The organism is Nonomuraea sp. NPDC050786 (assembly GCF_040654115.1).
Classification (GTDB): Bacteria; Actinomycetota; Actinomycetes; order Streptosporangiales; family Streptosporangiaceae; genus Nonomuraea.
In genome coordinates this window covers 326,234-350,801 of the sequence record NZ_JBFAHJ010000002.1, presented here as the reverse complement: position 1 = coordinate 350,801, position 24,568 = coordinate 326,234, and the positions used below count along the sequence as shown (strand labels likewise).

At 71.6% G+C, this 24,568-nt stretch carries 25 protein-coding genes and 1 riboswitch; of the genes, 11 read left to right on the top strand and 14 right to left on the bottom strand.

The annotated features are described in order from the left end of the window. Positions 1-67: 67 nt before the first annotated feature. The 4 genes from pknB to thiO form a co-directional block, all read right to left on the bottom strand. Complete coding sequence (pknB, locus tag AB0H84_RS05985) at positions 68-1,957, bottom strand: Stk1 family PASTA domain-containing Ser/Thr kinase (RefSeq protein ID WP_357598762.1); 1,890 nt, start codon at positions 1,955-1,957, stop codon at positions 68-70. Positions 1,958-2,079: 122 nt separating this feature from the next. Beyond that, entirely contained in the window at positions 2,080-2,835 is a 756-nt protein-coding gene (locus AB0H84_RS05980; protein WP_357598759.1) for a thiazole synthase, read from the bottom strand. Beyond that, on the bottom strand, positions 2,828-3,028 hold the full coding sequence (gene thiS / locus AB0H84_RS05975) for a sulfur carrier protein ThiS (protein WP_357598756.1): 201 nt from the start codon (positions 3,026-3,028) through the stop codon (positions 2,828-2,830). The genes AB0H84_RS05980 and thiS overlap by 8 nt, the downstream gene beginning before the upstream one ends. Beyond that, positions 3,025-4,122 (bottom strand): glycine oxidase ThiO, encoded by a 1,098-nt coding sequence (thiO, locus tag AB0H84_RS05970; RefSeq protein ID WP_357598753.1) that lies wholly within the window; start codon positions 4,120-4,122, stop codon positions 3,025-3,027. Before thiO ends, thiS begins: the two co-directional genes overlap by 4 nt. Next, positions 4,112-4,228, bottom strand: a riboswitch (TPP riboswitch). Its footprint overlaps the gene before it by 11 nt. Before the next feature lie 53 nt (positions 4,229-4,281). Here thiO and AB0H84_RS05965 point away from each other — a divergent pair. Genes AB0H84_RS05965 through thiE form a run of 3 tightly spaced genes read left to right on the top strand, consistent with a single transcriptional unit; the run spans position 4,282 to position 6,472 of the window. Further along, complete coding sequence (locus AB0H84_RS05965) at positions 4,282-5,451, top strand: FAD-dependent oxidoreductase (RefSeq protein WP_357598750.1); 1,170 nt, start codon at positions 4,282-4,284, stop codon at positions 5,449-5,451. Positions 5,452-5,481: 30 nt separating this feature from the next. After that, positions 5,482-5,856, top strand: coding sequence for an Rv2175c family DNA-binding protein (locus tag AB0H84_RS05960; RefSeq protein WP_357598748.1), 375 nt, complete (start codon positions 5,482-5,484; stop codon positions 5,854-5,856). Continuing rightward, positions 5,834-6,472, top strand: coding sequence for a thiamine phosphate synthase (gene thiE / locus AB0H84_RS05955; protein ID WP_357598745.1), 639 nt, complete (start codon positions 5,834-5,836; stop codon positions 6,470-6,472). Before AB0H84_RS05960 ends, thiE begins: the two co-directional genes overlap by 23 nt. 638 nt (positions 6,473-7,110) lie before the next feature. Here thiE and AB0H84_RS05950 read toward each other — a convergent pair. Then, a complete protein-coding gene (locus tag AB0H84_RS05950) occupies positions 7,111-8,178 on the bottom strand; it encodes a polyprenyl synthetase family protein (protein WP_357598742.1) in 1,068 nt (355 codons plus the stop codon). A gap of 168 nt (positions 8,179-8,346) precedes the next feature. Here AB0H84_RS05950 and metF point away from each other — a divergent pair, with 168 nt between their 5' ends. Continuing rightward, complete coding sequence (metF, locus tag AB0H84_RS05945; RefSeq protein ID WP_357598740.1) at positions 8,347-9,267, top strand: methylenetetrahydrofolate reductase [NAD(P)H]; 921 nt, start codon at positions 8,347-8,349, stop codon at positions 9,265-9,267. Positions 9,268-9,614: 347 nt separating this feature from the next. On the opposite strand, the gene AB0H84_RS05940 is transcribed toward metF, so the two are convergent. After that, positions 9,615-10,175 (bottom strand): GNAT family N-acetyltransferase, encoded by a 561-nt coding sequence (locus tag AB0H84_RS05940; protein ID WP_357598738.1) that lies wholly within the window; start codon positions 10,173-10,175, stop codon positions 9,615-9,617. Positions 10,176-10,185: 10 nt separating this feature from the next. Next, positions 10,186-10,662 (bottom strand): YbaK/EbsC family protein, encoded by a 477-nt coding sequence (locus AB0H84_RS05935; protein WP_357598735.1) that lies wholly within the window; start codon positions 10,660-10,662, stop codon positions 10,186-10,188. A 217-nt stretch (positions 10,663-10,879) separates the two neighbouring features. On the opposite strand from AB0H84_RS05935, the gene AB0H84_RS05930 reads away from it, so the two are divergent. Both AB0H84_RS05930 and AB0H84_RS05925 read left to right on the top strand, forming a co-directional pair. Next, positions 10,880-11,587, top strand: a complete 708-nt coding sequence (locus AB0H84_RS05930) for a L,D-transpeptidase family protein (protein WP_357598732.1) — start codon at positions 10,880-10,882, stop codon at positions 11,585-11,587. 141 nt (positions 11,588-11,728) lie between these two features. Continuing rightward, a complete protein-coding gene (locus AB0H84_RS05925) occupies positions 11,729-13,450 on the top strand; it encodes a hypothetical protein (protein ID WP_357598729.1) in 1,722 nt (573 codons plus the stop codon). A gap of 64 nt (positions 13,451-13,514) precedes the next feature. On the opposite strand, the gene AB0H84_RS05920 is transcribed toward AB0H84_RS05925, so the two are convergent. Beyond that, positions 13,515-14,072, bottom strand: a complete 558-nt coding sequence (locus tag AB0H84_RS05920; protein ID WP_357598727.1) for a hypothetical protein — start codon at positions 14,070-14,072, stop codon at positions 13,515-13,517. A 49-nt stretch (positions 14,073-14,121) separates the two neighbouring features. Further along, positions 14,122-14,742 carry a helix-turn-helix domain-containing protein gene (locus AB0H84_RS05915; RefSeq protein ID WP_357598724.1) on the bottom strand — a complete coding sequence of 207 codons (621 nt, stop codon included), beginning with the start codon at positions 14,740-14,742 and terminating at the stop codon, positions 14,122-14,124. Between the two features lie 95 nt (positions 14,743-14,837). On the opposite strand from AB0H84_RS05915, the gene AB0H84_RS05910 reads away from it, so the two are divergent. The 3 genes from AB0H84_RS05910 (at position 14,838) to AB0H84_RS05900 (ending at position 17,093) form a co-directional block, all read left to right on the top strand. Beyond that, the gene (locus AB0H84_RS05910; protein ID WP_357598722.1) at positions 14,838-16,031 is read left to right on the top strand and encodes a cytochrome P450; all 1,194 of its coding nucleotides are present in this window, start codon (positions 14,838-14,840) and stop codon (positions 16,029-16,031) included. Positions 16,032-16,037: 6 nt separating this feature from the next. Beyond that, on the top strand, positions 16,038-16,229 hold the full coding sequence (locus AB0H84_RS05905; protein WP_344985247.1) for a ferredoxin: 192 nt from the start codon (positions 16,038-16,040) through the stop codon (positions 16,227-16,229). A gap of 477 nt (positions 16,230-16,706) precedes the next feature. Beyond that, entirely contained in the window at positions 16,707-17,093 is a 387-nt protein-coding gene (locus AB0H84_RS05900; protein ID WP_344985246.1) for an SAV_6107 family HEPN domain-containing protein, read from the top strand. Positions 17,094-17,555: 462 nt separating this feature from the next. On the opposite strand, the gene AB0H84_RS05895 is transcribed toward AB0H84_RS05900, so the two are convergent. The 5 genes from AB0H84_RS05895 to AB0H84_RS05875 form a co-directional block, all read right to left on the bottom strand. Beyond that, on the bottom strand, positions 17,556-18,050 hold the full coding sequence (locus AB0H84_RS05895; RefSeq protein WP_055503136.1) for a transcriptional regulator: 495 nt from the start codon (positions 18,048-18,050) through the stop codon (positions 17,556-17,558). Between the two features lie 310 nt (positions 18,051-18,360). Further along, complete coding sequence (locus tag AB0H84_RS05890; protein WP_357598719.1) at positions 18,361-19,215, bottom strand: universal stress protein; 855 nt, start codon at positions 19,213-19,215, stop codon at positions 18,361-18,363. Beyond that, the gene (locus tag AB0H84_RS05885; protein ID WP_357598716.1) at positions 19,216-20,634 is read right to left on the bottom strand and encodes an amino acid permease; all 1,419 of its coding nucleotides are present in this window, start codon (positions 20,632-20,634) and stop codon (positions 19,216-19,218) included. 9 nt (positions 20,635-20,643) lie between these two features. Beyond that, positions 20,644-21,579, bottom strand: coding sequence for a carbamate kinase (arcC, locus tag AB0H84_RS05880; RefSeq protein ID WP_357598713.1), 936 nt, complete (start codon positions 21,577-21,579; stop codon positions 20,644-20,646). A gap of 60 nt (positions 21,580-21,639) precedes the next feature. Continuing rightward, positions 21,640-22,884 (bottom strand): arginine deiminase, encoded by a 1,245-nt coding sequence (locus tag AB0H84_RS05875; RefSeq protein WP_357598710.1) that lies wholly within the window; start codon positions 22,882-22,884, stop codon positions 21,640-21,642. A 205-nt stretch (positions 22,885-23,089) separates the two neighbouring features. Between AB0H84_RS05875 and pyrR the strand changes: the two genes are divergently transcribed. Together pyrR and AB0H84_RS05865 are read left to right on the top strand one after the other, a co-directional pair. After that, positions 23,090-23,635 carry a bifunctional pyr operon transcriptional regulator/uracil phosphoribosyltransferase PyrR gene (pyrR, locus tag AB0H84_RS05870; protein WP_357598707.1) on the top strand — a complete coding sequence of 182 codons (546 nt, stop codon included), beginning with the start codon at positions 23,090-23,092 and terminating at the stop codon, positions 23,633-23,635. Then, positions 23,632-24,549 (top strand): aspartate carbamoyltransferase catalytic subunit, encoded by a 918-nt coding sequence (locus tag AB0H84_RS05865; RefSeq protein ID WP_357598704.1) that lies wholly within the window; start codon positions 23,632-23,634, stop codon positions 24,547-24,549. The genes pyrR and AB0H84_RS05865 overlap by 4 nt, the downstream gene beginning before the upstream one ends. Positions 24,550-24,568 lie beyond the last annotated feature (19 nt).

Here is a 24,568-nt window from a genome sequence, read left to right as displayed (position 1 = left end):
CGCCCCCATGGCCAGGACTTTTCGTGTCATGCTCCAAGCCCGAGCCTCGCCACCTCGGCGCGACTGCTTACTGCCAGAGGATGACCGTGCTGCCCTGAGGCCGCTCGCTGTTCGGCAGGGGCCGCTGGAACTGCACGACCCCGCGATTGCCGAGCTTCTGCACCCGCACGTGGAACCCGAGCGCCTCCAGCTCCGCCTTGGCGTCCTTGACGTTCTTGCCCAGCACCGACGGCACCAGCCCGAACTGCTGGTCGTCGCGGGCCTCGTTGTCGCCGCGGAACCAGTCCAGGAAGTCCGACTGGCACCGGGCCACCGTGATCGCGGCCTGCGCGCCCTTGTCCACCTCGGACTTCGCCTTGGGCGTCTGGGCGATGACCGTGCACGGCTCGGCGTCGTCGTCCACCTCGTTGACCTGCACCTGGAACCCTTGCTCGCCCAGATATCTGGCGGCCTCGTCCTTGGGCATGCCGCTGACGTCGGGCATGACCATGCCGGCGCTGACGAAGATGTCGACCTTGGCGCCCTCTCGCAGCTTCTCGCCCGCCTGCGGCGAGGTGCGGATCACCTTGCCCCGTTCGACCAGCTGGTTGGCCAGCCGCTTGACCACGCCCACGGTCAGCCCGGCGGCGGCGATCGCGGCGCGGGCCTCGTCGCCGCTCATGGCGGCGGTGTTGGGCACGACGACGCGCTTGGGGCCGAGCGAGGGCACCAGCGTGATCGTGGCGCCCTTCTTCACCTCGACGTTGGCGGCCGGGTCGGTGCTGAGGACCAGGCCCGCCGCCACCTTCTCGTCGTTGACGCCCTTGCCCTCCTGCACCACGAACCCGGCCGCGACGGCGCTCTTCCTGGCCAGCTCCAGGTTCTTGCCGACCAGGTCGGGCACGTGGACGAGCTCGGGCTGCGCGAAGAACCAGCCGGTCAGGCCCACCGCGACCACCATCACGGCGGCGAGTGTCACCAGGAACCAGTTGGGCCGGAACCCCTGCCGCTTCGGCGTCTCCTCCCGCGGCTGGATCATGGTGTGGGCCGGCGCGGCCTGCGGCATCGAGGGGGCGGCGGCGAACGTGCGGGTGTGCGGCTGGGAGTGGGACAGCGGCGGGTTGGTCAGCCGCGGCAGCATCCGGTGCGCGTCGACCGCCGCCACGAGCATCGCGGTGGCGTCGGCGGGGCGGTCGCCGGGCTCGCGGGCCGTCGCGTGCGTCACCAGCGTGTCGATCAGCGGCGGCACCTCGGGGACGAGCGACGACGGCGGGGGCACGGTGTCGTGGACGTGCCGGTAGGCGACCGACATCGGCGTCTGGCCGTCGTACGGCTGCTGCCCCGTGACCAGCTCGAACAGCATGATGCCCGCGGCGTAGACGTCGCTGCGCACGTCGGTGGCGCCGAGCGTGACCTGCTCGGGAGCCATGTAGCCGATCGTGCCGATCATCACGCCGGTGCGGGTCTGGTTGGTGGCCTCGATGGCCCTGGCCAGGCCGAAGTCGACGACCTTGACCCGGCCGTCGTCGGTCATCAGGACGTTCTCCGGCTTGACGTCGCGGTGGACCATCCCGGCCTGGTGGGCCGCGCCGAGGGCGGCGAGCACCGGGATCATGATCTCGAGGGCCTCGCGGGCGGGCAGCCTGCCGCGCTCGCGCAGGATGTCGCGGAGCGTCCTGCCGGGCACGTACTCCATCGACAGGTAGACGACGTCGTTGTCGGTGCCCTGGTCGAAGACGTGCACCACGTTGGGGTGCGAGAGGCTGGCGACCGACTTGGCCTCGCCGATGAACCTCCTGACGAACGCGGGGTCCTCGGCGAGCGAGCGGTGCATGACCTTCAGCGCCACCGTCCGGTCCAGCCGGACGTCCAGCGCGAGGTAGACGGTCGCCATACCGCCCCGGGCGATCCGGCTCTCGATGCGGTAGCGTCCGTCGAGAAGCCGCCCGACCAGCGGGTCCGCAGTCGTCGTGTCCACCCCGCTGAGTTTACGGGCGTTTTGCCATCGGCAGGGCCTTGCCGCCCGAAACCGATGCGGAGACGTTCCCTGTGGAACGGCCCCGCACCAGCAACCTCAGCACCCTCGAGGAAACGGCCCTCTCAGGGGGTCATCGGGGAGGACGCCTCGGCGTAGCGCCTGCGCGGGATGCGGCCCGCCAGCCGCGCCAGCCGTCCCGCGACCACGGCCCCCTTCATGGCCGCCGCCATGAGGTCGGGCCGCTGCGCCCTGGTCACCGCCGTGGCCAGCAGCACGGCGTCGCAGCCCAGCTCCATCGCCAGCGCGGCGTCGCTCGCCGTGCCGATGCCCGCGTCGAGCACCACCGGCACCGAGGCGGCCTCGACGATCAGCTCGATGTTGTGCGGGTTGCGGATGCCGAGGCCCGAGCCGATCGGCGCGCCCAGCGGCATCACGGCCGCGCAGCCCGCCTGCTCCAGCCTGCGGGCCAGCGCGGGATCGTCCCCGATGTACGGCAGCACCACGAACCCGTCGGCCACCAGCCGCTCGGCCGCGTCGAACGTCTCGATCGGGTCGGGCAGCAGCGTCCGCTCGTCGGCGATGACCTCCAGCTTGACCCAGTTCGTGCCGAGCGCCTCCCTGGCCAGCCGCGCCGTCAGCACGGCCTCGCCCGCGGTGAAGCAGCCGGCCGTGTTGGGCAGCACCTTGATGTCCCGCCTGCGCAGCACGTCGAGGACCGAGCCGGGGGCCTGGGGGTCGAGCCGCCGCATGGCCACCGTGGTGATCTCGGTGCCGGACGCGGCCAGCGCCTGGTCGAGCACGTCGAGCGAGGGCGCGCCGCCGGTCCCCATGATGAGCCGGGAAGCGAACTTCTCCCCGGCGATGATCAGATCATCCACCTTGCACCGCCGTCAGAACCTCCACCCGGTCACGGTCGCTGAGCGCCGTCGTCTCCCACGAGCTCCGCGTGACCACCTCGTCGTTCACGGCCACGGCCACTCCGGTGGTGGCCGCGGTCAGTCTGCGTACGGCCTGCGCCACGGTCATGCCGTCGGCCACCTCGTGCGCGGCCCCGTTGATCGTCACAATCATGAAATTTCCCGAAACCTTCCAGGCGCGCACAACGCCGCCAGCTCGCCCTCTTCGCCCCGCAGGATGTCGGCCGTCAACGGCGCCAGCAGCACGCCGCCCCGGTGGTGCCCGGTGGCCAGCGCGAGCCCCGGCGTGCCGCTCGGGCCGATGACGGGCAGGTTGTCCGGCGTGCCCGGCCGCAGTCCGGCCACCACGTCGGCGATCTCCAGCTCGGTGACGCCCGGCACCAGCTCCCTGGCGTCCCGCAGCAGCTCGTACAGCCCGCCCGCGGTCACCCGGGTGTCGAACCCCATCTCCTCCTGGGTCGCCCCGACCACCAGCTCGCCGTCACCCCGGGGGACGAGGTAGACCGGCGTGCCGTGCACGGTGCCGCGCACGCAGCGGGTGAGCAGCGGCTGCGGGGAACGCAGCCGCATGATCTGCCCCTTGACCGGCCGCACCGGCACGCCGGCCAGCCCGGCGCTCCATGCCCCGGCCGCCAGGACGACCCGCTCCGCCCGCACCTCGCCGCCGTCGTCGAAGCGTACCCCCGTGACCCGGCCGCCGTCGCGCAGCAGCTCGCCGACGCGGGCGCGGACCAGCGGGACCCCCAGGCGGTCGAGGGCGGCGAGCAGCGCCGCCGTCACCCGGCGCGGGTCCACCCAGGCGTCGCCGGGGGCCAGCAGCCCGCCCCGCACGGAGGGCGCCAGCATCGGCTCCAGGCGGCGGCACTCGCGCCCGCTCAGCCGCTCGACGGGCAGCTCCAGCTTCTCCATGTACGCGGCCAGCTCGTCCAGCGCCGCCAGGTCGTCGGCCCCGAACGCCACGTCGAGCGTCCCGTCGGAACGAAGATCCAGGGCCTCGACGCCCGGCAGGCCCGCGTCGGCCGCCAGCTCGGCGGCGAAGCCGGGCCAGCGGCGCAGCGAAGCCGCGCCCAGCCGCAGCAGCGGCACCTCGGTGTAGGAGACCTCGCTGACCGGCGCCAGCATCCCCGCGGCCGCGTGCGAGGCGCCCGAGGCCGGGGCGGGGTCCACGAGAGTGACCGGCAGGCCGTCGCGGGCCAGCCGCCAGGCCGCGGAGAGCCCGACCACCCCGGCGCCCACGATCACATCCATCCGCGCTCCCTTCGCCGGCATGATCCGGATCAGGTGTCTTGCGGTCGAAGGCCCGGTGCAGCCTTCCTCTCAGCCCGGTTACGGCCGGACTCCCGCGCGTCTTTCCGCCTCCAGCCTACGGCCTCGGCGCGACGGCCCGGCACCGCCCCCGTTATGGTCATGAACGTGAATCATGTCGTGGTGGTAGGAGCCGGCCTGGCCGGGGTGCGCACCGTGGAAGCGCTGCGCGGACGCGGATTCGGCGGAAGGATCACGCTGATCGGTGAGGAGCGCCATCGGCCCTACGACCGCCCGCCGCTGTCCAAGGCCGTGCTGTTCGGCGACGCCGACACCAGCTACGTCGGCACCGATCTGGCCGCGATCGACGTGGACTTCCGCCCGGGCGTCAGCGCCAAGTCGCTGCGCGCGGGCGTCGTCGAGACCACCGAGGGCGAGCTGAGCTACGACGGCCTGGTCATCGCCACCGGGGCCGAGCCGATCAGGCTGCCCGGCGACGGCCCGCAGCACGTGCTGCGCACGATCGACGACGCCCACGAGCTGCGGGCCATGCTCGTCCCCGGCGCCCGCGTCGCCATCATCGGCGCGGGCTGGATCGGCGCCGAGGTGGCCACCGCCGCCCGCCGCGCCGGCTGCGCGGTGACCGTGATCGAGGCGGGCCAGGCGCCGCTCGCGACCGCCGTCGGCGCCGAGATCGGGGCCCGCACCCAGCGCTGGTACGACGAGATCGACCTGCGGCTCGGCACCATGGTCGACTCCGTGGACGAGGGCGGCGTCCGCCTGGTCGGCGGCGAGTTCGTGGCGGCCCACGTGGTCGTCACGGGCATCGGCGTGCGCCCGGCCGTCGAATGGCTCACCGGCGCCGACATCGACCTGCACAACGGCGTGGTCGTGGACGAGCACCTGCGTGCCTCGCTGCCCGACACGGTCGCCGTCGGCGACTGCGCCGCCTGGTGGTCGCGCCGCTGGCAGACCAGGCTCAGGGTCGAGCACTGGGACACCGCGCTCAACGCCCCCGAGGTCGCCGCCGCGAGCCTGCTGGGCGAGGACGTGGCCTACGATCCCGTCCCCTACTTCTGGTCGGAGCAGTTCGGCCACATGGTGCAGTACGCCGGCCATCATCCGGCGGGGGAGCGGCTCGTCTACCGAGGCGACCCGGAGGGCAAGTGGTCGGCCCTCTGGCTCACCGCCGACGACGCCCTCGCCGCGGTGCTCGCCGTGGACCGGCCGCGGGACCTCGTACAGGGGCGCCGGATCATCGACGCGGGGCACCGCCTCGACGCGGAACGCCTGGTAGATCCAGATGTGCCCCTACGGGATTGTGTTGTTTGAGCAAGCACGCCATGTGGTAGTTGTGGTTTCGTGACGCTTTCTGTTGCACAGATCGACCGGGAGACCGACCAGCTCGTAGAAGAGTGGCTCACTCTCCCCGAAGTGGCCTCGCGCCTGGACCTTTCCATCGGGCGGGCCAAGCAACTCCTCAAGGACCACAAACTGCTCGGCGTGCGCCGGGGCAGCGGCGGGCCGCAGGTGCCCGCGGTGTTCCTCGACGGAAAGGACGTGATGAAGGGCCTGCCCGGCACGCTGACCGTGCTGCAGGACGCCGGCTACGACGATGTCGAGTCGCTGCGCTGGCTCTTCACCCCTGACGAGTCGCTGCCAGGGTCGCCCATCGAGGCGATCAAGGCCGGCCGCCACACGGAGGTCAAGCGGCGTGCCCAAGCCCTCGGTTTCTGAGGCACGCCTCTATCTCTGCACCGACGGCCGCCGCGACCGCGGCGACCTGGCAGAGTTCCTCGATACGGTGCTGACCGCGGGCGTGGACATCATCCAGCTGCGGGAGAAGGGCCTGGAGGCACGCGAAGAACTCGCGCTCCTCGAAGTCTTCCGCGACGCCTGCGACCGGCACGGCAAACTGCTGGCCGTCAACGACCGGGCGGACATCGCCTATGCCGCCCGGCCCGACGTGCTCCACCTGGGGCAGGACGACCTTCCTGTGGCGGTCGCGCGAGAGATACTCGGCGACGACATCGTCATCGGACGGTCCACCCACTCCGCCGCCGAGGCTTCCGCCGCGGCTGTGGAGCCGGGCGTCGACTACTTCTGCTGCGGCCCCGTCTGGCCCACGCCCACCAAGCCCGGCCGCCCGGCCCCCGGCCCGCCGCTGCTCAGGCACGCGGCCGCGCTGGAGAGCGCGCGGCCGTGGTTCGGGATCGGCGGCATCGACCTCACGAACCTGGACGAGGTGATGTCGTACGGGGTGAGCCGGGTGGTGGTCGTACGCGCGATCACGGACGCGGAGGACCCGGGGGCGGCCGCGGCGGAGTTCGCCAAGCGCCTGTCCTCCCGCTGACCCGGGGAGCCGCCCTTACGCGGCCACCGGTGTCCCCGTCGGCTCCGTCGACCTTGTCGACCCGGCTCCGTCGACCTCAGTCCGAGGCGTCCGCCACCCCGCGGGCGCCTCGGGCCATGAACTCGTGACAGCCTCGGCGCCGGCGCCCTCGCTGGCGCGGCCCGGCAGGCGCTTCGTTGGCGCGGCTCCGATGGCGCGGCCTGCTCGCGCGGCCTGCTCGCGCGGCTCGGCTGGGGCGTTGCTCGGGCAGCCCTGCTGGCGCGGCCCTGCTGGCGCTTCGTTGGCGCGGCCTGCTGGCGCGGCCTGCTCGCGCGGCCTGCTCGCGCGGCCTGCTCGCGCGGCTCGGCTGGCGCGGCCCTGCTGGCGCTTCGCTGGCATGGCCCCGATGGCCGGCTCCGCTGGCATGGCCCGGCTGGCAGGCTCCACTGGCACGGCGACGGCAGCTCCGCGCCTGCCATGAACTGGCACCGCCTACCGCAGACCCTGCACTCGGTGCGATGGCAGCCCCCCGCACCCGGGCGATGGCAGCCCCCGCACCAGCTGCGATGGCAGTGCCAGGCCCTGGGTTGGCGCGCATCGCCCCCTCAGGCGTGCGTGCCCGCACCCGGGAGAGGGCCGAGCCCCCGAGCGCGTACGCGTCAGGTGTTGCGGGAGGTGGCGGCGATGGCGAGCTCCGTCAGCGCCGTGCGGGCGTCGGCCGTGAGCGGCGCCTCGTCGAGCGCCGACAGCGCCCTGCCCAGGTAGTCGCCGATCAGCTCCTCGCATTCCCGCAGCGCACCGGTGTCGTCGATGATCCGCCGCAGCGTCTCCACCCCGTGCTCGTCCAGGTCAGGATCCCCCAGGAGCCGTCGCACGGTGGTCGCGTCGGCGGGGGAGGCGGCTGCCAGGGTGCGGGCGACGAGCATCGTCCGCTTGCCTTCGCGCAGGTCGTCCCCGGCGGGCTTGCCCGTCTGCGCCGGGTCGCCGAACACTCCCAGGATGTCGTCCCGGAGCTGGAACGCGATCCCGACCTGCGTGCCGTACCCCGTGCAGAGCTCGTCCATCCACGGCATGAGCTTGCCGGCGGCGAGCACCAGCCCGAGCCTGAGCGGCTGCTCCACCGAGTATTTGCCGCTCTTGAACAGCGCCACCCGCAGCGCCGACTCGAACGTGTTCTCGCCGTGGGCCTGCTCCAGCAGGTCGAGGTACTGGCCGCACATCAGCTCGGTGCGCATGTGGTCGTGCACCGGCTGGGCCGCCGCCAGCGACTCGGGCGGCAGGCCGCTGGTGCGCCACATCTCGCCCGACCAGATCAGCAGCAGGTTGCCCAGCAGGATCGCCGCGCCCTCGCCGAACTGCTCCGCGGAGCCGTGCCAGCCCGACTTCTCGTGCAGCGACTGGAACCGGCGGTGGGCGGACGGCATCCCCCTGCGCAGGTCGCTCTTGTCCATCACGTCGTCGTGGACCAGCGCGCTGGCCTGCAGCAGCTCCAGGGAGGCCGCGGCGGTGAAGATCTCGGGGACGTCCGTGCCGCCCGCGCCGCGCCAGCCCCAGTAGCAGAACGCGGGGCGCAGCCGCTTGCCGCCCGACAGCAACTCGTCGGCGGCCGTGCGCAGCGGTGCGAGCTCGGGATCGCCGGTGGCGGGCAGCTGCCGTTCGACGAATTCTCCGAGAGCACGCTCCACCTGCTTGCGCAGGGTGTCCAGGCCGGCGGCGTCAGTGGTCATGCCTTGAGACTAGTGGCCGGGCGCCCGGATCGACTCCGCAGGTGTGCTGGAGGCGTTGCCGGTGCCTCGGAGGTGACGCAGCCGCCTGACCCCTAGGGTGGCGCGCCGGCCCCCTAGGGTGGCGCGTCCATGACCTTGCGGTGGGGAGGTGACCTGTAACCTTGGGGCATGGCGCTTGGTCGACCCTCCATCCTGCCCGATCGTGTTCCCACCGTCCGCGACCTGCTCGCCGCCGGTGGCCGGTCGTTCTCCTTCGAGTTCTTCCCGCCGAAGACCGACGAGGGAGCGCGGCAGCTCTGGAAGGCGATCAGGGAGCTGGAGTCGCTGCGGCCGACGTTCGTGTCCGTGACGTACGGCGCCGGCGGCTCCACGCGTGACCGCACGGTCGACATCGTCGAGCGGATCGCCCACGACACGACGCTCACGCCCGTGGCGCACTTCACCGCGGTCAACCATTCCATCCGCGAGCTGCGCCACCTGGTGGGGCGTTTCGCCGACGCCGGGGTGCGCAACATCCTGGCCGTGCGCGGCGACCCCCCTGGCGACCCGGCGGCCGAGTGGGTGCGGCACCCCGAGGGCGTGCTCTACGCCGAGGACCTGGTGCGGCTGATCAGGCAGTCGGGCGACTTCTGCGTCGGCGTGGCCGCCTTCCCGTACAAGCATCCGCGCTCGCCGTCCATCGAGTCCGACACCGACTACTTCGTCCGCAAGTGCCAGGCGGGGGCCGACTACGCGATCACGCAGATGTTCTTCCGCGCGGAGGACTATCTGCGGCTGCGCGACCGGGTGGCGGCCAAGGGGTGCGACACGCCGATCATCCCGTGCATCATGCCGGTGACGCAGATGAGCACGATCGCGCGGTCCGAGCAGCTGTCGGGGGCGCCGTTCCCGGCCGAGGTGGCGGCCCGCTTCGAGGCGGTCGCGGACGACCCGGCGGCGGTGCGGCGGCTCGGCATCGAGCACGGGGCCGAGCTGTGCCAGCGGCTGCTCGACGAGGGCGCGCCGGGCATCCACTTCATCACGTTCAACCGCTCCAGCGCGTCACGCGAAGTCTTCCAACGCCTCGAGCGGGCGGCTCTTTCCGCCTGAAACCGCTGGGCGAGGTGCGACCGCGTCCAAGCGTTCAGCGCGCCGGGCGGCCCGAGCCACCATCCCGCCGCGCCTGCGCCGGAGGGGCCCCGCGGTGACGGGGCACGAGGGCGGCGGGTGGTGGGTCGCGCGCTGGGGTGTGGCGCGCTGGATGAGGTGTACCGCCGCCCGGGACACCGCCGTACTGCGGGTGGGGTGGCCCGCCACCCGCCCGCAGGGGGACCGGGCGGGTGACGGGCAGGGGACAGAAGACGGTGAGTAAAGGGGCGGATACCTTACGTAATGGATGGTGCCCCCAGCCATGTCCAAACAAACCCAACAGTCACGGGTTCCTCAGCATGTCGCCGTCAGGTCAAGGGCAGGGGGCGGCCCATGATGGCGTACTCCTCGTGGCCGCCCGGGAACACGAACCTCGTGAGGAGGTCGGTGAACCCCATGGCGGCGTAGAGGTGGCGGGCGGCGGTGGGCTGGTCGTGCGTGGACAGGACGGCCGAGCGCTCGGGGCGGCCGGCGCAGAGGGTGCGGATCATCGCGCGGCCGATGCCCTTGCCGTGGTGGTCGGGGTGGACGTGGATCTCGGCCAGTTCGAACGCGTTGCCCAGCCAGGCGTTGGCGGCCTCCCGGCCGAGACGGTCGGTCACGGCCCGGTAGACCACGTCGTGCCACCATTGGCCGGGCGCGCCGTGGAAGCCGTAGGCGAAGCCCACGGTGAGAGGCGAAGAAACGGACGAATCACGCAATTCTGCGAAATAACACTGGAAATGCGGATATGTCGCGTGATTTCGCATGATGGTCTTACGGCCGTTGATCTGCTCCGCGGGCGGGTTCATGGCAGCCGCGTAAATGTCGATCACCGTCTCCAGCCGCTCCGTGAACTCGGCCGGACCCGCCCCGCGAAACTCGATCACCCGTCGCACATTACTCGACGTCCGCCGGCGTACCCCCGGTGATCCGCACGAGCTCGTCGAACGTCGTCGGGAAGACGGTCAGCGGATGCCCCCCGGCCGCCCACACCACCTCGTGCTTGCCGAGCCAGTTGTCCACCAGGGTCCGCACGGGCGCCGGGTGCCCGACCGGGGCCACGCCGCCGATGGGCTGGCCGGTCGCCGCCCTGACGAACTCCGGCGTCGCCCGCCGTACCTTCGCGGCCCCCACCGTGCGGGCGATCAGCTCCACGTCCACGCGGTGCGCCCCGCTCGTCAGCACCAGCAGCGGCGCGCCGTCCGCGTCGAAGATCAGGCTGTTGGCGATGGCTCCGACCTCGCACCCGAGCTGAGCCGCGGCGCTCGCGGCCGTGGGGGCCTTCTCGGGCAGGACGACGATCTCGCCGCCCGCGCCCAGTTCGCGCAGCGCGGTTTGAACGACGACGGCATTGGACGGCAACTTCTCAGGCATGGACACACTCTAAACAGTTGACCGCTTCATTACTGGTTCATGGCGAGTGGTGTAGGGTCCACTGATCTATTCGGTAATGGTATGAGAGGTGGTACACGTGGGGGCTCGACGGCTGCCCGGGGTGGCTGCTCTTCTGACGGCTGGCGCTCTCGCACTCTCGGGCTGCGGCGCGCAGGCGCCGCAACGCTCGACGTCGGCGTCACCGGTTCTGACAGCTGTGTCCCCCGTCGTCACGCGCATCTCGGCGGGCGCGCGATCCGGGCCCTCCGCCACGGTCACCGCGCCGCGCAAGACGCTCAAGCTGGGCTCCAAGGGCAAGGCCGTCCAGTGGCTGCAGCAGCGCCTGGCCGAGCTCGGCTACCGCCCCGGCAAGGCCGACGGCCGGTACGGCGGGGCGACGCTGGCGGCCGTGTGGGCGTTCCAGAAGGTGAACGGCATCAGCCCGTCCAGCACCGTCGCCAAGCGCACGTGGGACGCCCTGGAGGCCCCGAAGTCCCCGCAGGTCCTGGTCAGGAACGGCAAGCCGACCCGCGCCGAGGTCAACCTCACCAAGCAGATCATGGTCCTGTACGTGGGCGGCCAGGTGAAGCTGATCACCCACATCTCCTCGGGCAGCGGCGTCCCCTACTGCGAGACCGCCACCTGGCAGGGCAAGCAGCAGCGCTTCTGCGGCTCGGCGACCACGCCGACGGGTGATTACCGGACGACGTGGCGCGCCCGCGGGTGGCACCGGTCGTACCTGGGGCAGCTCTACAACCCGATCTTCTTCAACGGCGGCATCGCCTTCCACGGCGCGCTGTCGGTGCCGCTCTACCCGGCTTCGCACGGGTGCGTACGCATGCCGATGAACGTGGCAGAGGTCCTGCCGGGGATGCTCGGCAAGGGCGTGCCCGTGCATGTCCGGGGCAAGTTCAGGCGCGCCTGAGGCGGGCGTCGCCGGTGAGCGCGTGGCCGGGGGCCCCAGTGGCATAACGCGCGGCATAACGCGCGCATAACCAAATACGGTGACGGGCCCGTTATGGGGCCTTTGTTGGACTCCCTCCCTGACCTTCTTGGGGGGAGTCCATTGACAACGGTGTTCATGGCGCCCGCGCCCGCACAGGTGGCGGCGCGGCGCGAGAACCGGTCCCGGCTGTGGTGGCTGCTGGCGGCGGGGTGGGTCGCGCACGTGGGGCTGCGCCTGTGGCTGTACCGGTACCACACCGGACCGGTGGCCAACCCGGACGAGACCGGTTACCTGCTCGCCGCCCGCTGGCTGGCCGGCGGGCCCGGCGCCGACCTGACCGGCTCGACCTTCTACCAGGGCGGGTACCCGGTCCTGCTGGTCCCGATCTTCTGGCTCACCTCCGACCCCGTCCTGGCGTACCGGCTGGTGGTCGTGGTGGGGTCGATGGCGGCCGCGAGCGCGTACCCGCTGGCGTACCTGCTGCTGCGCCGGATGGGGCTGGGCGGGCGGGCCGCGCTGATCGCGGCGTTCGTGGCGGCGCTGTCGCCGGCGCTGCTGGTGTTCTCGGGGCTGGCGCTGACCGATGCGATCCTGCCCGTGCTCGTGCTCGCCTGGCTGGTCGCGGTGCACGACCTGGTCGCGTACGGGTCGGTGCGGGCCGGGGCGGCGGCGGGCGGGCTGTCGGCGTTCGCGATGGCGGCGCACCTGCGGGGGACGGTCGTCCTGGCGGTCTGCGTGCTGGTCGTGATGGTGGCGGCGGTCCGGTGGAGGGCGGTGCCGCAGGCAGTCCGGCGGAGGGCGTTGATGTCGGCGGTCCGGCGGAGGATGGCGAGGCCGGCGGTCGCGGCGCTGGGGAGCGCCGGTGCGGTCGTGGCGGCGGGTAAGGCGCTCAACGGGGCGCTGGCGGCCGCGCTGTACCCGGGCGGGTCCCGTGACCTGTCCGGGCTGCTCATGTCCAGGCTCACGACCCTCGACGGGCAGGCCTGGGCGCTTTCGGGAGCGGCCGGGCAGCTCTGGTACCTCATCGTCGGCACCTGGGGGCTCGCGGGCGTCGGCCTGGCGGGCGCGGCGGCCCTGCTGGTACGGCGGTCCGCGCCGTTCCAGCACCGTGTCCTGGCGGGCACGCTGCTGCTCACCACCCTCGGCGTCGCGTACGCCTCCTCGGCCGCACTGCCGGACGAGCACCGCGTCGGCAACTACGTCTACGGCCGCTACCTGGCCAGCGTCGCGGTGGCCTGGACCCTCGCCGGGCTCGTCGTCCTGCTGAAGGGCGGGCGCCTGGCCGTCGTGCGGCACGCGGCGGCAGCCGCCGGGCTGACGGCACTGACCGGCGGGGCGGCCGCCTGGTACGCGGGGGACCGGCTGGAGCGCTACGGCTTCATCGCGTTCGACTTCCCTGAGGTGATCTTCCTCACCGGCGACCGCGACTCGCTCGACCTGGTCGCCGCCTCGATGACCGCACTGATCATGCTGGCCTGCCTGATCGCGGCCGCCTTCCTCACCACCCGCCGCACCCGGCTGCTGGTGGTGGGCGCGCTGGCGCTGATCGACATCGCGTTCACGGCCTGGCAGGCGCCCGCGCCCCCGTCCGGTGCGGACTGGCTGCCCGCGCCGCCCCCGGGGCGGGTGGCGGTGGATCGGCGGGTGAAATGGAACGTGTGGGTGCCGCTGGCGTACCGGGTGTCGTGGACGAAGATCGAGCTCTACGGCGGGCGGCCCCCGGAGGGCGCCTGCACGGCCGTCGTCCCGTACGGCGCGCTCCCGCCGCCGGGCTGGGCGGCGACCGGCCGGGGCGGTGCCCATATGGGCTGGACGACCTGGTCGAACGGGCACTGCGGCTGAGCGCCGGCGGGTGGTCCGCTCGACCAGCCCGCCGCGGCCGTGCAGTCCGGCCTTCAGGGCTCCTTCAGGGCTGAGGCGCCCCCGGAGCCCCCGCAGCCCCCGGAGACACCGAAGCCGTGGTTGCCCGCCTGGCCTCGGCGGCGGCCATGCACAGCCCGACGGCCTGTGCCAGCCCGGCCGCCACCAGGATCGCGACCGTGCCCGCCTGCCACGCGGGGATGCCGCCGGCGAAGTCGGGGGAGTCGTAGAGCTCCGGCAGCATCTTGACGGGATTGACCAGCGCGACGAGGACCGCCAGGGCGTACGGCACGATCAGGACGCCCGACAGCACGAGCAGGAACGTGCGGCCCCGGCCGCGCCGCCGTAAGAGCACGCCGATGACGGCGTAGACCACGCTCAGGAAGCCCGCGAGCAGCGCGGTCCACGAGACCAGCCGCCAGGTGTCGGTGCCCAGCGCGGTCATCCCGCCGGGACCGAGCCGGCCACCCGCCCACTCAGGGCCCGCGACCTGTGCCTGCACGGCCGCCCTGATGGCCACGAGGTTGACGCCCGCGTACGCCGCCGCCAGGAGCGGCCCCAGCGCCAGCAGGCCGAGAGCGACCGGCCACCTGCTCCTCGCCATCCGGCTCCCCCTCCCCTCCGGACAGTTTTCCAGACAGGGCCGTCGAGGGCTAACCGAGCGAGCACAGGCCGGAGAGCGTGATCTCGGCCGCGCGCCGCGCCGTGTGCCACATCTGCTCCACGGACCGGTCGTTGTCGATGTTCGTGATGATCGCCAGCTTCACCGCGCCGAACACCGCCCCCACGGCGGCGGCCGCCTCAACCCGGTCGAGTTTGTCCGGGTACGCCGCGTGCAGCGCCCGCGCCATCCTCGCTTGGTTCTCGAACAGCATCATGAGCGCCCGCGCCTGCAGCGTGGGCTCCTTGAGGACGAGCCGTAGCCGCAGCCCCGCGTCCTCGCACGTGAACTCCTCGTACGTGGTGAGCCACTCCAGGCTCTCCTCCACGATCCTGCGCAGCACGTCGGCCGGTGACTCGCCCGGCTCCCTGTCCGCCAGCGTGGCGACCGCCCGCTCCATCCGGCCCTCGGAGTCGTAGAAGACCACGTCCTCCTTGCTCGCGAAGTAGCTGAAGAACGTGCGCGTCGACACGTCGGCTTCCGCGGCGATCTCCGCGAGCGTGGTCTCCTCGTAGCCCTTCTCGTCGAACAGCCGGAGCGCGGCCTCGACCAGTGCCCGGCGCGTGCGCTGCTTCTTGCGCTCCCGCAGCCCCACGCCACCGCTTTCCACCATGCCGAAACTATAGTGCAAGCACTGTTTATTTGCATGCATTGAAATTTTGCAATGGACGAGGTTTTATGGAGTGTCACTCGGAAAGGAGCCGCAGCATGTCCGACGTCACGTTTCCCATGGCCCGCCGGCGTCCGCTCGACCCGCCTGACGAAGCCACTGAGCTGCGACAACAGGGGGCCATGCACCGCATGACGTACCCAGACGGCCACCGGGGCTGGCTGGTGACCCGCTATTCGGCGGCCCGCGCCATCCTGGCGCACCCGCACTTCAGCAACCGGCAGGAGCTCTCGCATCCGCCGCTGGCGAGCCAGCTCGAACGGGTGAAGATGCAGCGGGAGCGGAAGATGCCGGCGGGGGTCTTCCTCCGGATGGACCCGCCCGACCACACGCGCTACCGCAAGCTGCTCACCGGGCAGTTCACCGTGCGCCGGATGAAGGCGCTCGAGTCCAGGATCGAGGAGATCGTCAACGCCCACCTGGACGCCATGGCCGCCGCCGGCGGTCCCGTGGACCTCGTGCAGGTGTTCGCGCTGCCCATCCCGTCGCTGGTGATCTGCGAGCTGCTCGGGGTGCCGTACGAGGACCGCGCGCAGTTCCAGGAGGACTCCAAGCTCCTGCTCAGCCTGGAGACCAAGGCCGAGGAGGCGATCGCCGCGCTCGGCCGGGTCATGGCGTACCTGTACGGGCTCATCCAGCGCAAGCGCGAGGAGCCGTCCGACGACCTGCTCAGCGGGCTCATCGAGGGCGGGGAGCTGAACGACGAGGAGCTCACCGGGGTCTCGTTCCTGCTGCTGGTGGCCGGGCACGAGACGACCGCCAACATGCTGGGGCTCGGGACGTACGCGCTGCTCACGAACCCCGACCAGCTCGCCGCCATGCGCGACGACCCGTCGGTGGTGGACAACGGCGTCGAGGAGCTGCTGCGCTACCTCACGATCATCCACGTCGGACCGATCCGTACCGCGCTGGAGGACGTCGAGATCGAGGGCAACCTCATCAAGGCGGGCGAGGCCGTCACCCTTCAGCTGCCCGCCGCCAACCGCGACCCGGACCGCTTTCCCGACGGCGACCGGCTCGACGTCACCAGGCAGGCGGGCGGGCACCTGACCTTCGGCCACGGCATCCATCAGTGCCTGGGACAGCAGCTGGCGCGGGCCGAGATGCGCATCGCGTACCCCGCACTGCTGCGCCGCTTCCCGGGTCTACGCTTGGCCGTAACACCCGAGGAGGTGCCGATGCGCTCGGATATGGGCATCTATGGCGTGCACCGCCTCCCAGTCACTTGGTAGGTCATCATGGAGATCAAGGCAGATACGACGGTGTGCATCGGCGCGGGCATGTGCGCGCTGACAGTGCCGGAGGTGTTCGACCAGAGCGAGGACGAGGGCACGGTGGAGCTCCTGCAGAAGGTGCCGCCGCAGGAGCTGGAGGACGGCGTCCGCCGCGCCGTGACCCTGTGCCCCTCGGGGGCCATCTCCATCGCCTGAGCGACGCCTGACCCCCTTGAACGGCCCGAGGGCCGTCGCCGCATCTCGTGCTGGTGCGGCGACGGCCCTTTCTGCGTCTGCGGGACCGCGACACGTCGAACCTGTGTTCGTGGAATCGGTTGACACCGAGCGTGATCGAAATTATGTTCGACGTTGTGACGGTGGGGCTCGCGGCTCAGCGTCACAAGGACCTGGTCGCGGGCCGTTCGCTTCCCCAAGCGATACCCGCGGCCAGGATCCACGGGCGAAGGGCGCGTCCTCGTCGTCGGCGGAGACGAGTGGGCGCGTCCTGGCCGGACGGGGAGAGGGGAAGCTCCTCGTCCGGCCAGCCCGGCGGAAATGTCGGTGGCGTCTGCAAGTCTGGGCTCCACCGGCTCAGCGCCGGCTGCCGCCCACGACTCCAAGGAGGCGCGCAAGATGGCACCACGGCCTAGAGAAACGCCCGGGCCCCGGCTGTCGCCTGCGGTTCGGGCACACTTGACCGATTCACGTTCCTGCCTGGCGGACGCGGCCGGCGCCCGCACCCCGGCATCCCGATATGTGGCGGCCCACCTGGCAGCCCTTCGAGCGGCGGCGGCGATGCTGGCCGCGCGTCCCCGTCCCACGGAGGGCCGCAGGCGCCGCCTGCGCAGCGCCTGGGACCTGCTGCCCGAGGCCGAGCCGCACCTGGCCGAGTGGGCGGCCTACTTCGCGGTGAGCGCCGCCAAGCGCGCCGCCGCGGAGGCGGGCATGGTCAGCAGGGTCAGCGCGGCCGACGCCGACGAGATCCTGGCCGAGGCTGAGACGTTCGTCTCCACGGTGGAAGACCTCCTGGGCGTCCCCTCCCAGCCCCAGCTCCCCGTGAACGTCCCCTTGGCGGGCTGAGCCCCCTGCCTGTCCCCGCCCGGGGACACGGCTCTTCACCGGAACGCCGCCCCACGCGGCGGGTTCCCGGTCTGCGTCGCGCATCCTTTCAGCGCGGGCTCAGGATGCCGGACGCGCTCGCCCGCTTCGCCGCCGGGCGCTCGCCCTGGAGGCATGCCTCAGGTGCGCACACGCGCCTTGTGAAGCGCGCAGTCGCCGTGGGCAGGGTCAATCTGGCAATCCGGGGCACATCATTCGCGGCGCGCCACCCACGCCCGTACGGACGCACAGAGCGCGCATCGGGCGTGAAGGCGGCCGGTGATCTTCGTCACATTGCGGAGACCCGTGGCGTACGGGCATCCGGTTCAGGCCGGAAAGAGGCGTGAGTGTGCCGTCCCCGGTGCCAGGAAGCCGGTGGGCTCGCCGGCGCCAGGCGGCGGCGAGCCCGTGAGCGGACGGCGCACACTCAGGCCGGGACCGGCCTCAGAACGACTCGACGGCGCGGCGTGCCTCGGCGTCGAGGACGCCCCAGCTGATGAGCTCCTCGGTCAGCTCGCTCGGCGACTTGTCATAGATCACGGCCAGGGAGCGCAGGTCCTCCTGGCGGATCGACAGCACCTTGCCGTTGTAGTCACCGCGCTGGCTCTGGATCGTGGCGGCGTAGCGGGCCAGTGCCCCCGCCTTCTCCTTGGGCAGCGCGGCCAGGCGCTCCAGGTCGATCACAAGCTTGGGCGTCGGCCCCAGCGGGCTGGGCGCGGCGCCACCCGGCAGCAGCTCGGATACGGGCACCCCGTAGAAGTCGGCAAGCTCGGCAAGCTTCTGCACGGTCACCGCTCGGTCGCCGCGCTCATAAGAGCCCACGACCACGGCCTTCCACCTGCCGCGCGACTTCTCCTCGACCCCGTGCAGGGAAAGCCCCTGCTGGGTGCGGATGGCGCGCAGTCGTGCACCCAGCGACTTTGCGTACTCAGACGGCATTCTGTGGCCCCCCGGCTCTCGTATGTATCGCTCTCAGTAGATTGTGCTCCCTTGCGGCTTATGCCCTAGCCACCGGGGGGTCTGGTGCCGTGCTAGGCACCAACGGTAGCCGTGGCCCCAGGTTTAACCCAGAACGCCGCGAGGTGTGGTTACGGACAGTGACGGTAAAGGGGCGGACGCCTAAGGTCAAGCTGATTGGAAAAAAGATGCCGAATCCGGTCCGGTAGAGAACGCCACAAACGCCCCTGGTGTCTCATTTGTAACGGTACTTCGTCATAGTTTGCCGAGGAATTTCGCCCCCGCCGCCGCGTCAGCACTTCCGGGGGAGAATCATGACAGGGCAGGTCGCAGCCCGTACGATCTTGAGCGAGGTGTCGCCCAGGAAGACCCGCCTGAGTGGCCCGGTGGCGCTCGAAGCGCATATGATCATCTCACCGGGGAGCCACGAGGTCGTCCGGAGCGCCTGGGCGACGTTGCCGCCCTCCAGCACCTCGACCTCCGCCTCCGGCCGCCCGCGGGTCGCCGTCCGCAGGTCCGAGGCCGCCTGGTCGCGCAGGCGTTCCAGCAGGTCCTCCTCGATCACGGCGTGCCTGTCGCCGCTGACCACCAGCGTGACCAGCCGCAGCGGGACGCCCAGAGCCGCGGCCACCGCCGTCGCGTCCTTGACTGCGGCGTCACAGCCGGGGCCGCGGCGGTAGGCGACGGTGAGACGTTCGAGGGCGGCGGGGCGTTCGCCGGCGTAGCCGCGCGGGGCGAGCAGCACGGGAACGGAGGACGAGTGCAGGAGCTGGTCGGCGGTGCTGCCCAGGGCGATGCGCCCCTTGCCGCCGCCAGGGGCCGAGCCGATCACCACGACGTCGGCGCCGCGCTCGCGCGCCAGCTCCACCAGCCCGCGCCCGCTGCCCTTGTGCGCGTGGACCACGTAGTCGGCGTCGCCCGCCAGCTCGCGAGCCTGCCAGAGCGCCGCGTCGGCCTGCTCCATCAGGTACGCCCGCCACGCGCTCTCCTCGGCCCTGGCGGGCCCGGGCACGGACCACGTGGGCGGCTGCACGTACGCCACCGTCAGGCGGCCCCGCGCCTGCTCCTTGAGCAGCACGGCCAGCGCCAGCCCGTCCCGCCCCAGGAGCTCGGGGACGAAGCCGGCCAGCACGTCGTGCAGCTTCATTCAGGTCACCTCGGCGTTCAGCCGCGAATGGCCGTAGCCGTACAGGAAGTAGCAGATCAGGCCCACGAGCATCCACAGCCCGAACGCCGCCCACGTGGCGCCGGCCAGGCCCGCCATCACGACGACGCACAAGATCGCGCCGAGCACCGGCGTGGCGGGGAAGAGCGGCACGCGGAAGCCGCGCGGCAGCTCGGGGCTGCGGCGGCGCAGGACGAGCACCCCGACGTTGACGATGGCGAAGGCGAACAGCGTGCCGATGCTGGTGGCCTCCGCGAGCCGGCCGAGCGGCACCAGGCCCGCCAGCACGGAGATGAACGCGGCGACGATGAGGGTGTTGGCGACGGGGACCTGGCGACGCATGGCGACCCGCTGGAAGATCCGCGGGATGAGCCCGTCGCGGGACATCGCGAACAGGATGCGTGTCTGGCCGTAGATGACGGTGAGCACGACGCTGGCGATGGCGATCACCGCGCCGAAGGAGACGATCAGGCCCGGCCAGGACGCGCCGCCGGCCAGGTCGGCGATGTGCGAGAGGCTCGCCTCGCTCTTGTCCGGGTCGAAGCTCGTCCACGGCGTCGCGCCGATGGCCGCCATGGCCACGAGCACGTAGACGGCCGTCACGATGGCCAGTGACAGGATGATCGCGAGGGGCAGGTCGCGCCTGGGGTTCCTGGCCTCCTCTCCCGCGGTAGAGGCGGCGTCGAAGCCGATGTAGGAGAAGAACACCTGCGAGGCTGCCGCCGTGATCCCGGCCACCCCCATGGGGGCGAACGGCGTGAAGTTCCGGGTCTGGAAGGCCGTGAACGCCACCATGCAGAAGAAGAGCAGCACCACGACCTTGATCACCACGAAGACCGCGTTCGCCGTGGCGCTCTCGGAGGCCCCGTGCAGCAGCAGCCACGTGGCGAGCAGGACGATGACGATCGCGGCGACGTTGACCACGCCGCCCTGGCCGGGGGAGCGGGTGACGGCCTCCGGCAGCGTGAAGCCGAACAGGGCCCGCAGGAACGCGTTCAGGTACTCGCCCCAGCCCACGGCCACGGCCGCCACGGAGACGGCGTACTCCAGCATGAGGCACCAGCCGCACACCCAGGCCACCAGCTCGCCCAGCGTCGCGTACGCGTAGGAGTAGGACGAGCCGGACACCGGGATCGTCCCGGCGAGCTCGGCGTAGGACAGGGCCGAGAACAGCGCCGTGATCGCCGCCAGCACGAACGACAGCACCACCGCGGGCCCCGCCTTGGGCACGGCCTGCCCCAGGATGACGAAGATGCCGGTGCCGAGCGTGGCGCCGACGCTGAAGAGCGTGAGCTGCCAGAGCGACATGGTGCGCCGCAGCTCGCCGCCCTCCCCGTGGCCGCCCTCGGCGACGATGCGCTCGGTGGGTTTGGTGCGGAAGAGCCGTCGCGCCAGTGTCATCGGACACCCCTACAGCGTGCTCGTCAGCGGCCACCTGCCGTTCGGTGTCACGATCGTGCCCGCTGAGCCCTCGAGTATGCGCTCGGCCTCGTCCAGCCTGCCGATCGCGGCCATGTCGCCGGTCGTCTCCACGAACCGGCAGGCCGCCTCCACCTTCGGCCCCATCGACCCGGCGGGGAACTCCAGGGCGCGCAGCTCGTGCGGCGTGGTGTGGGCGATCTCGCTCTGGTGCGGCGTGCCGAAGGCGCGCATGACGCGCGGCACGTCGGTGAGGCTCAGGAACGCGTCGCAGTCCAGCGCCTCGGCCAGCATCGCGGCGGTGAGGTCCTTGTCGACGACCGCCTCCACGCCGGTCAGCCGGCCGCGCTCGTCGCGGACGACCGGGATGCCGCCGCCGCCCGCGCAGATCACGACCACGCCCTCGCGGATCATCATCCGGATCAGCCGGGTCTCGACGATGCGGCGCGGAACGGGCGAGGGGACGACGCGCCGCCAGTGGGGGCCGTCCTGCCTGACCGTCCACCCGTACTCGGCGGCCAGCTTCTCCGCCGCCTCCTGGTCGTAGACCTGCCCGACGAACTTGGTCGGGTTCTCGAAGGCGGGATCGACGGCCGTCACCAGCGTCTGCGTGACCATGGCCAGCACCTGCCGGCCGGGCAGCGCGTTCTGCAGGGCCTGCTGCATCCAGTAGCCGATCATGCCCTGCGTCTGCGCGCCGAGCGTGTCGAACGGGTACGGCCTGGTCAGGCTCGGGTCGGCGGCGCTCTCCACGGCCAGCAGGCCCACCTGCGGGCCGTTCCCATGGGTGATGACCAGCTCGTGCTCGAGGGCCAGGCGGGCGAGCGTCTTGACGGCCGCGCGGATGTTGGCCTGCTGGACGTCCGCGTCCGGCGCCTGGCCGCGTTTGAGCACCGCGTTGCCGCCCAGCGCGACGATGACCCGCATCCGCCTACCCCCTCGTGCCCCGTCTCGTGCCCCGTCTCATGCCGCGTCTCATGCCGCGTCTTATGCAGCGTCGCGTTCGAGCGGGCAGCTCATGCAGCGCGGGCCGCCGCGCCCCCTGCCGAGCTCGCTGCCCCTGATCGTGATGACCTCGATGCCGTTGTCGCGCAGGTAGTTGTTGGTGGTGGTGTTGCGCTCGTAGGCGACGACGACGCCCGGCTCCAGCGCCAGCCCGTTGCAGCCGTCGTCCCACTGCTCCCGCTCGGCCGCGCGGACGTCCTGCTGGGGGGTCAGCACCGTGATGTCGGGCAGGTCGAGGGCGTGGGCGATGGCCTTGTGCATGTGCTCCGGAGGGTGGTCGGTGACCTTGAGCTCCTTGCGCGTCTCGCCCGGCTCGATGGTGTACGCGGGCAGCATCCCGAGCCCCGCGTACTTGGTGAACACCCCCACGTCGAGCATCGTCATCACGGTGTCGAGATGCATGAACGCCCGCGCCTTCGGCATGTCCAGGGCCACGATCGTCCGCGCGGAGCCGGCGGCGAACAGCCGCTGCGCCAGCATCTCGACCGCCTGGGGCTGGGTGCGCTCGCTCATGCCCACCAGCACCGCGCCCCGGCCGATGACCAGCACGTCGCCGCCCTCCATGGTGGCCGGCGCCACCGACTGCCCCGGCATCCAGCAGTGGAAGCCGCCCGCCTCCGGCCGGCCGAACCCGTCGGCGAACGTCGGGTGGTACATGTAGACGGCCTCCATGTTGACCGTCTCGCGCATGCGGGCCTTCTTCTTCATCGCGTTGATCGACACGCCGTCGTAGATCCAGCAGGACGTGTCGCGGGTGAAGAGGTGGTTGGGCAGCGGCGGCAGCACGAAGTCGTCGTCGCCGGTGGTGTGGAAGGTCACGGAGTCGAAGTCGCAGCCCATCTCGACCAGCTCCCGCTTGGTGACGCCGCCGGTCAGGTAGACCTGCAGCGCCGCCGAGTCCAGGCCGTCGAGGACGTTGCGCACGTCGTCGATGGCGCCGGGGCCGAGCCAGCGCTCGTCGATGACCGCGTCGAGGATGTGCTTGCGCGCCTCCGGGATGTCGACGGTCTCCGTGAGCAGGTCGGCCAGCAGGTGGACCTTGACGCCGCGGTCGGTCAGCACTCGCTGGAACTCCTCGTGCTCCTCTATCGCGCGCCTGGCCCACAGCACGTCGTCGAAGAGGAACGCGTCCTTGTTGGACGGGGTCAGCCGCTTGAGCGCCAGGTCCGGCCGGTGCAGGAGCACCTGGCGCAGGCGTCCGACCTCGGAATCGACATGAAAGGCCATCTTCGCTGTTTCCCTCCAGACGGCGTCCTCGGGCAGTATCAACCTCTTTCCCCGAGAAGACCGGTACGCCATCCGTACCCCGTGGGCACGTCGTGACGCAACCGAAGCCCGCCCGCGTTGTTCCTGGTAGCCCCTGGTACTGTGTGTGCCGACCAACACCCTTTAAGACCCGTCCCGTGAGGCGGGAAAGGTGGTGAGATTCGCCATGTCCGATTCCAGGGCCGTGCTCGAAGCCCCGGACATCCATAGGGCGCTGACCCGGATCGCGCACGAGATCCTCGAGCGCACCAAGGGCGCCGACGACGTCGTACTCCTCGGCATCCCCACCCGCGGCGCCACGCTCGCCCGCCGGCTCGGGGACCGCATCCAGCAGTTCGAAGGCGTCAAGATACCCGTCGGCTCGATCGACATCACGATGTACCGGGACGACCTGAGGCTCAAGCCCGCCCGCCCGCTCGGCCGCACCGAGCTGCCGCCGGACGGCATCGACGGCCGCGTGGTCGTGCTCGTGGACGACGTCCTCTACTCCGGCCGCACCGTGCGCGCCGCGCTCGACGCGCTCAACGACCTGGGCCGCCCCACCGCCGTGCAGCTGGCCACGCTGGTCGACCGCGGCCACCGCGAGCTGCCCATCCGCGCCGACTACGTCGGCAAGAACCTTCCCACGGCCAAGAGCGAGAAGGTCCGGGTCTACCTGCAGGAGATCGACGGCCGCGACGCCGTGCTGCTCGTGAAGGGGGACGACAAGTGAACCGCCACCTGATCTCCGCCGGTGACCTGTCCAAGGACGACGCGCTGCTCATCCTCGACACCGCGGAGGAGCTGGCGAGAGTCTCGGAACGCTCCATCAAGAAGCTGCCGACGCTGCGCGGCCGCACCGTGGTCAACCTGTTCTTCGAGGACTCCACCCGTACGCGGATCTCGTTCGAGGCGGCGGCCAAGCGGCTGTCCGCGGACGTGATCAACTTCTCGGCCAAGGGGTCGAGCGTGTCCAAGGGCGAGTCGCTCAAGGACACCGCGCTCACCCTCGAGGCCATGGGCGCCGACGCGGTGGTCATCCGCCACAGCGCCTCCGGCGCGCCGCACCGCCTGGCCACCTGGGTGCACGGCAGCGTCGTCAACGCCGGCGACGGCACCCACGAGCACCCCACGCAGGCGCTGCTCGACGCCTTCTCGATGCGCCGCCGCCTGGGCACTCTCGACGGACGCAAGGTCACGATCGTCGGCGACGTGCTGCACAGCCGGGTCGCCCGCTCCAACGTGCTGCTGCTCCACACGCTCGGCGCCGACGTCACGCTGGTGGCGCCGCCCACGCTGCTGCCCGTCGCCGTCGGCTCCTGGCCGTGCGAGGTGTCGTACGACCTGGACGCCGTGCTGCCCAAGTCGGACGTGGTGATGATGCTGCGCGTGCAGAAGGAGCGGATGAACGCCGCGTACTTCCCGAGCGAGCGCGAGTACTCCCGCCGGTACGGGCTCGACCGCGACCGGTTCGCCAAGATGCCCGACGACGCGATCGTCATGCACCCCGGTCCGATGAACCGGGGCATGGAGATCGCCGCCGAGGTGGCCGACTCGGCCCGGTCCACGATCGTCGAGCAGGTCACCAACGGCGTGACCATCCGCATGGCCGTCCTGTACCTGCTGCTCGGGGGAGAGAGCACGTGAGGGAGCGAAGCGAGCGAAC

Excerpts from the sequence above, each read along its gene's own strand:
- thiS (WP_357598756.1), bottom strand. The coding sequence starts at position 3,028 with ATGATTGTGACGATCAACGGGGCCGCGCACGAGGTGGCCGACGGCATG.
- thiO (WP_357598753.1), bottom strand. The coding sequence starts at position 4,122 with ATGGATGTGATCGTGGGCGCCGGGGTGGTCGGGCTCTCCGCGGCCTGG.
- AB0H84_RS05965 (WP_357598750.1), top strand. The coding sequence starts at position 4,282 with ATGAACGTGAATCATGTCGTGGTGGTAGGAGCCGGCCTGGCCGGGGTG.
- AB0H84_RS05950 (WP_357598742.1), bottom strand. The coding sequence starts at position 8,178 with ATGACCACTGACGCCGCCGGCCTGGACACCCTGCGCAAGCAGGTGGAG.
- metF (WP_357598740.1), top strand. The coding sequence starts at position 8,347 with ATGGCGCTTGGTCGACCCTCCATCCTGCCCGATCGTGTTCCCACCGTC.
- AB0H84_RS05935 (WP_357598735.1), bottom strand. The coding sequence starts at position 10,662 with ATGCCTGAGAAGTTGCCGTCCAATGCCGTCGTCGTTCAAACCGCGCTG.
- AB0H84_RS05920 (WP_357598727.1), bottom strand. The coding sequence starts at position 14,072 with ATGGCGAGGAGCAGGTGGCCGGTCGCTCTCGGCCTGCTGGCGCTGGGG.
- AB0H84_RS05915 (WP_357598724.1), bottom strand. The coding sequence starts at position 14,742 with ATGGTGGAAAGCGGTGGCGTGGGGCTGCGGGAGCGCAAGAAGCAGCGC.
- AB0H84_RS05910 (WP_357598722.1), top strand. The coding sequence starts at position 14,838 with ATGTCCGACGTCACGTTTCCCATGGCCCGCCGGCGTCCGCTCGACCCG.
- AB0H84_RS05905 (WP_344985247.1), top strand. The coding sequence starts at position 16,038 with ATGGAGATCAAGGCAGATACGACGGTGTGCATCGGCGCGGGCATGTGC.
- AB0H84_RS05895 (WP_055503136.1), bottom strand. The coding sequence starts at position 18,050 with ATGCCGTCTGAGTACGCAAAGTCGCTGGGTGCACGACTGCGCGCCATC.
- AB0H84_RS05890 (WP_357598719.1), bottom strand. The coding sequence starts at position 19,215 with ATGAAGCTGCACGACGTGCTGGCCGGCTTCGTCCCCGAGCTCCTGGGG.
- AB0H84_RS05885 (WP_357598716.1), bottom strand. The coding sequence starts at position 20,634 with ATGACACTGGCGCGACGGCTCTTCCGCACCAAACCCACCGAGCGCATC.
- arcC (WP_357598713.1), bottom strand. The coding sequence starts at position 21,579 with ATGCGGGTCATCGTCGCGCTGGGCGGCAACGCGGTGCTCAAACGCGGC.
- AB0H84_RS05875 (WP_357598710.1), bottom strand. The coding sequence starts at position 22,884 with ATGGCCTTTCATGTCGATTCCGAGGTCGGACGCCTGCGCCAGGTGCTC.
- pyrR (WP_357598707.1), top strand. The coding sequence starts at position 23,090 with ATGTCCGATTCCAGGGCCGTGCTCGAAGCCCCGGACATCCATAGGGCG.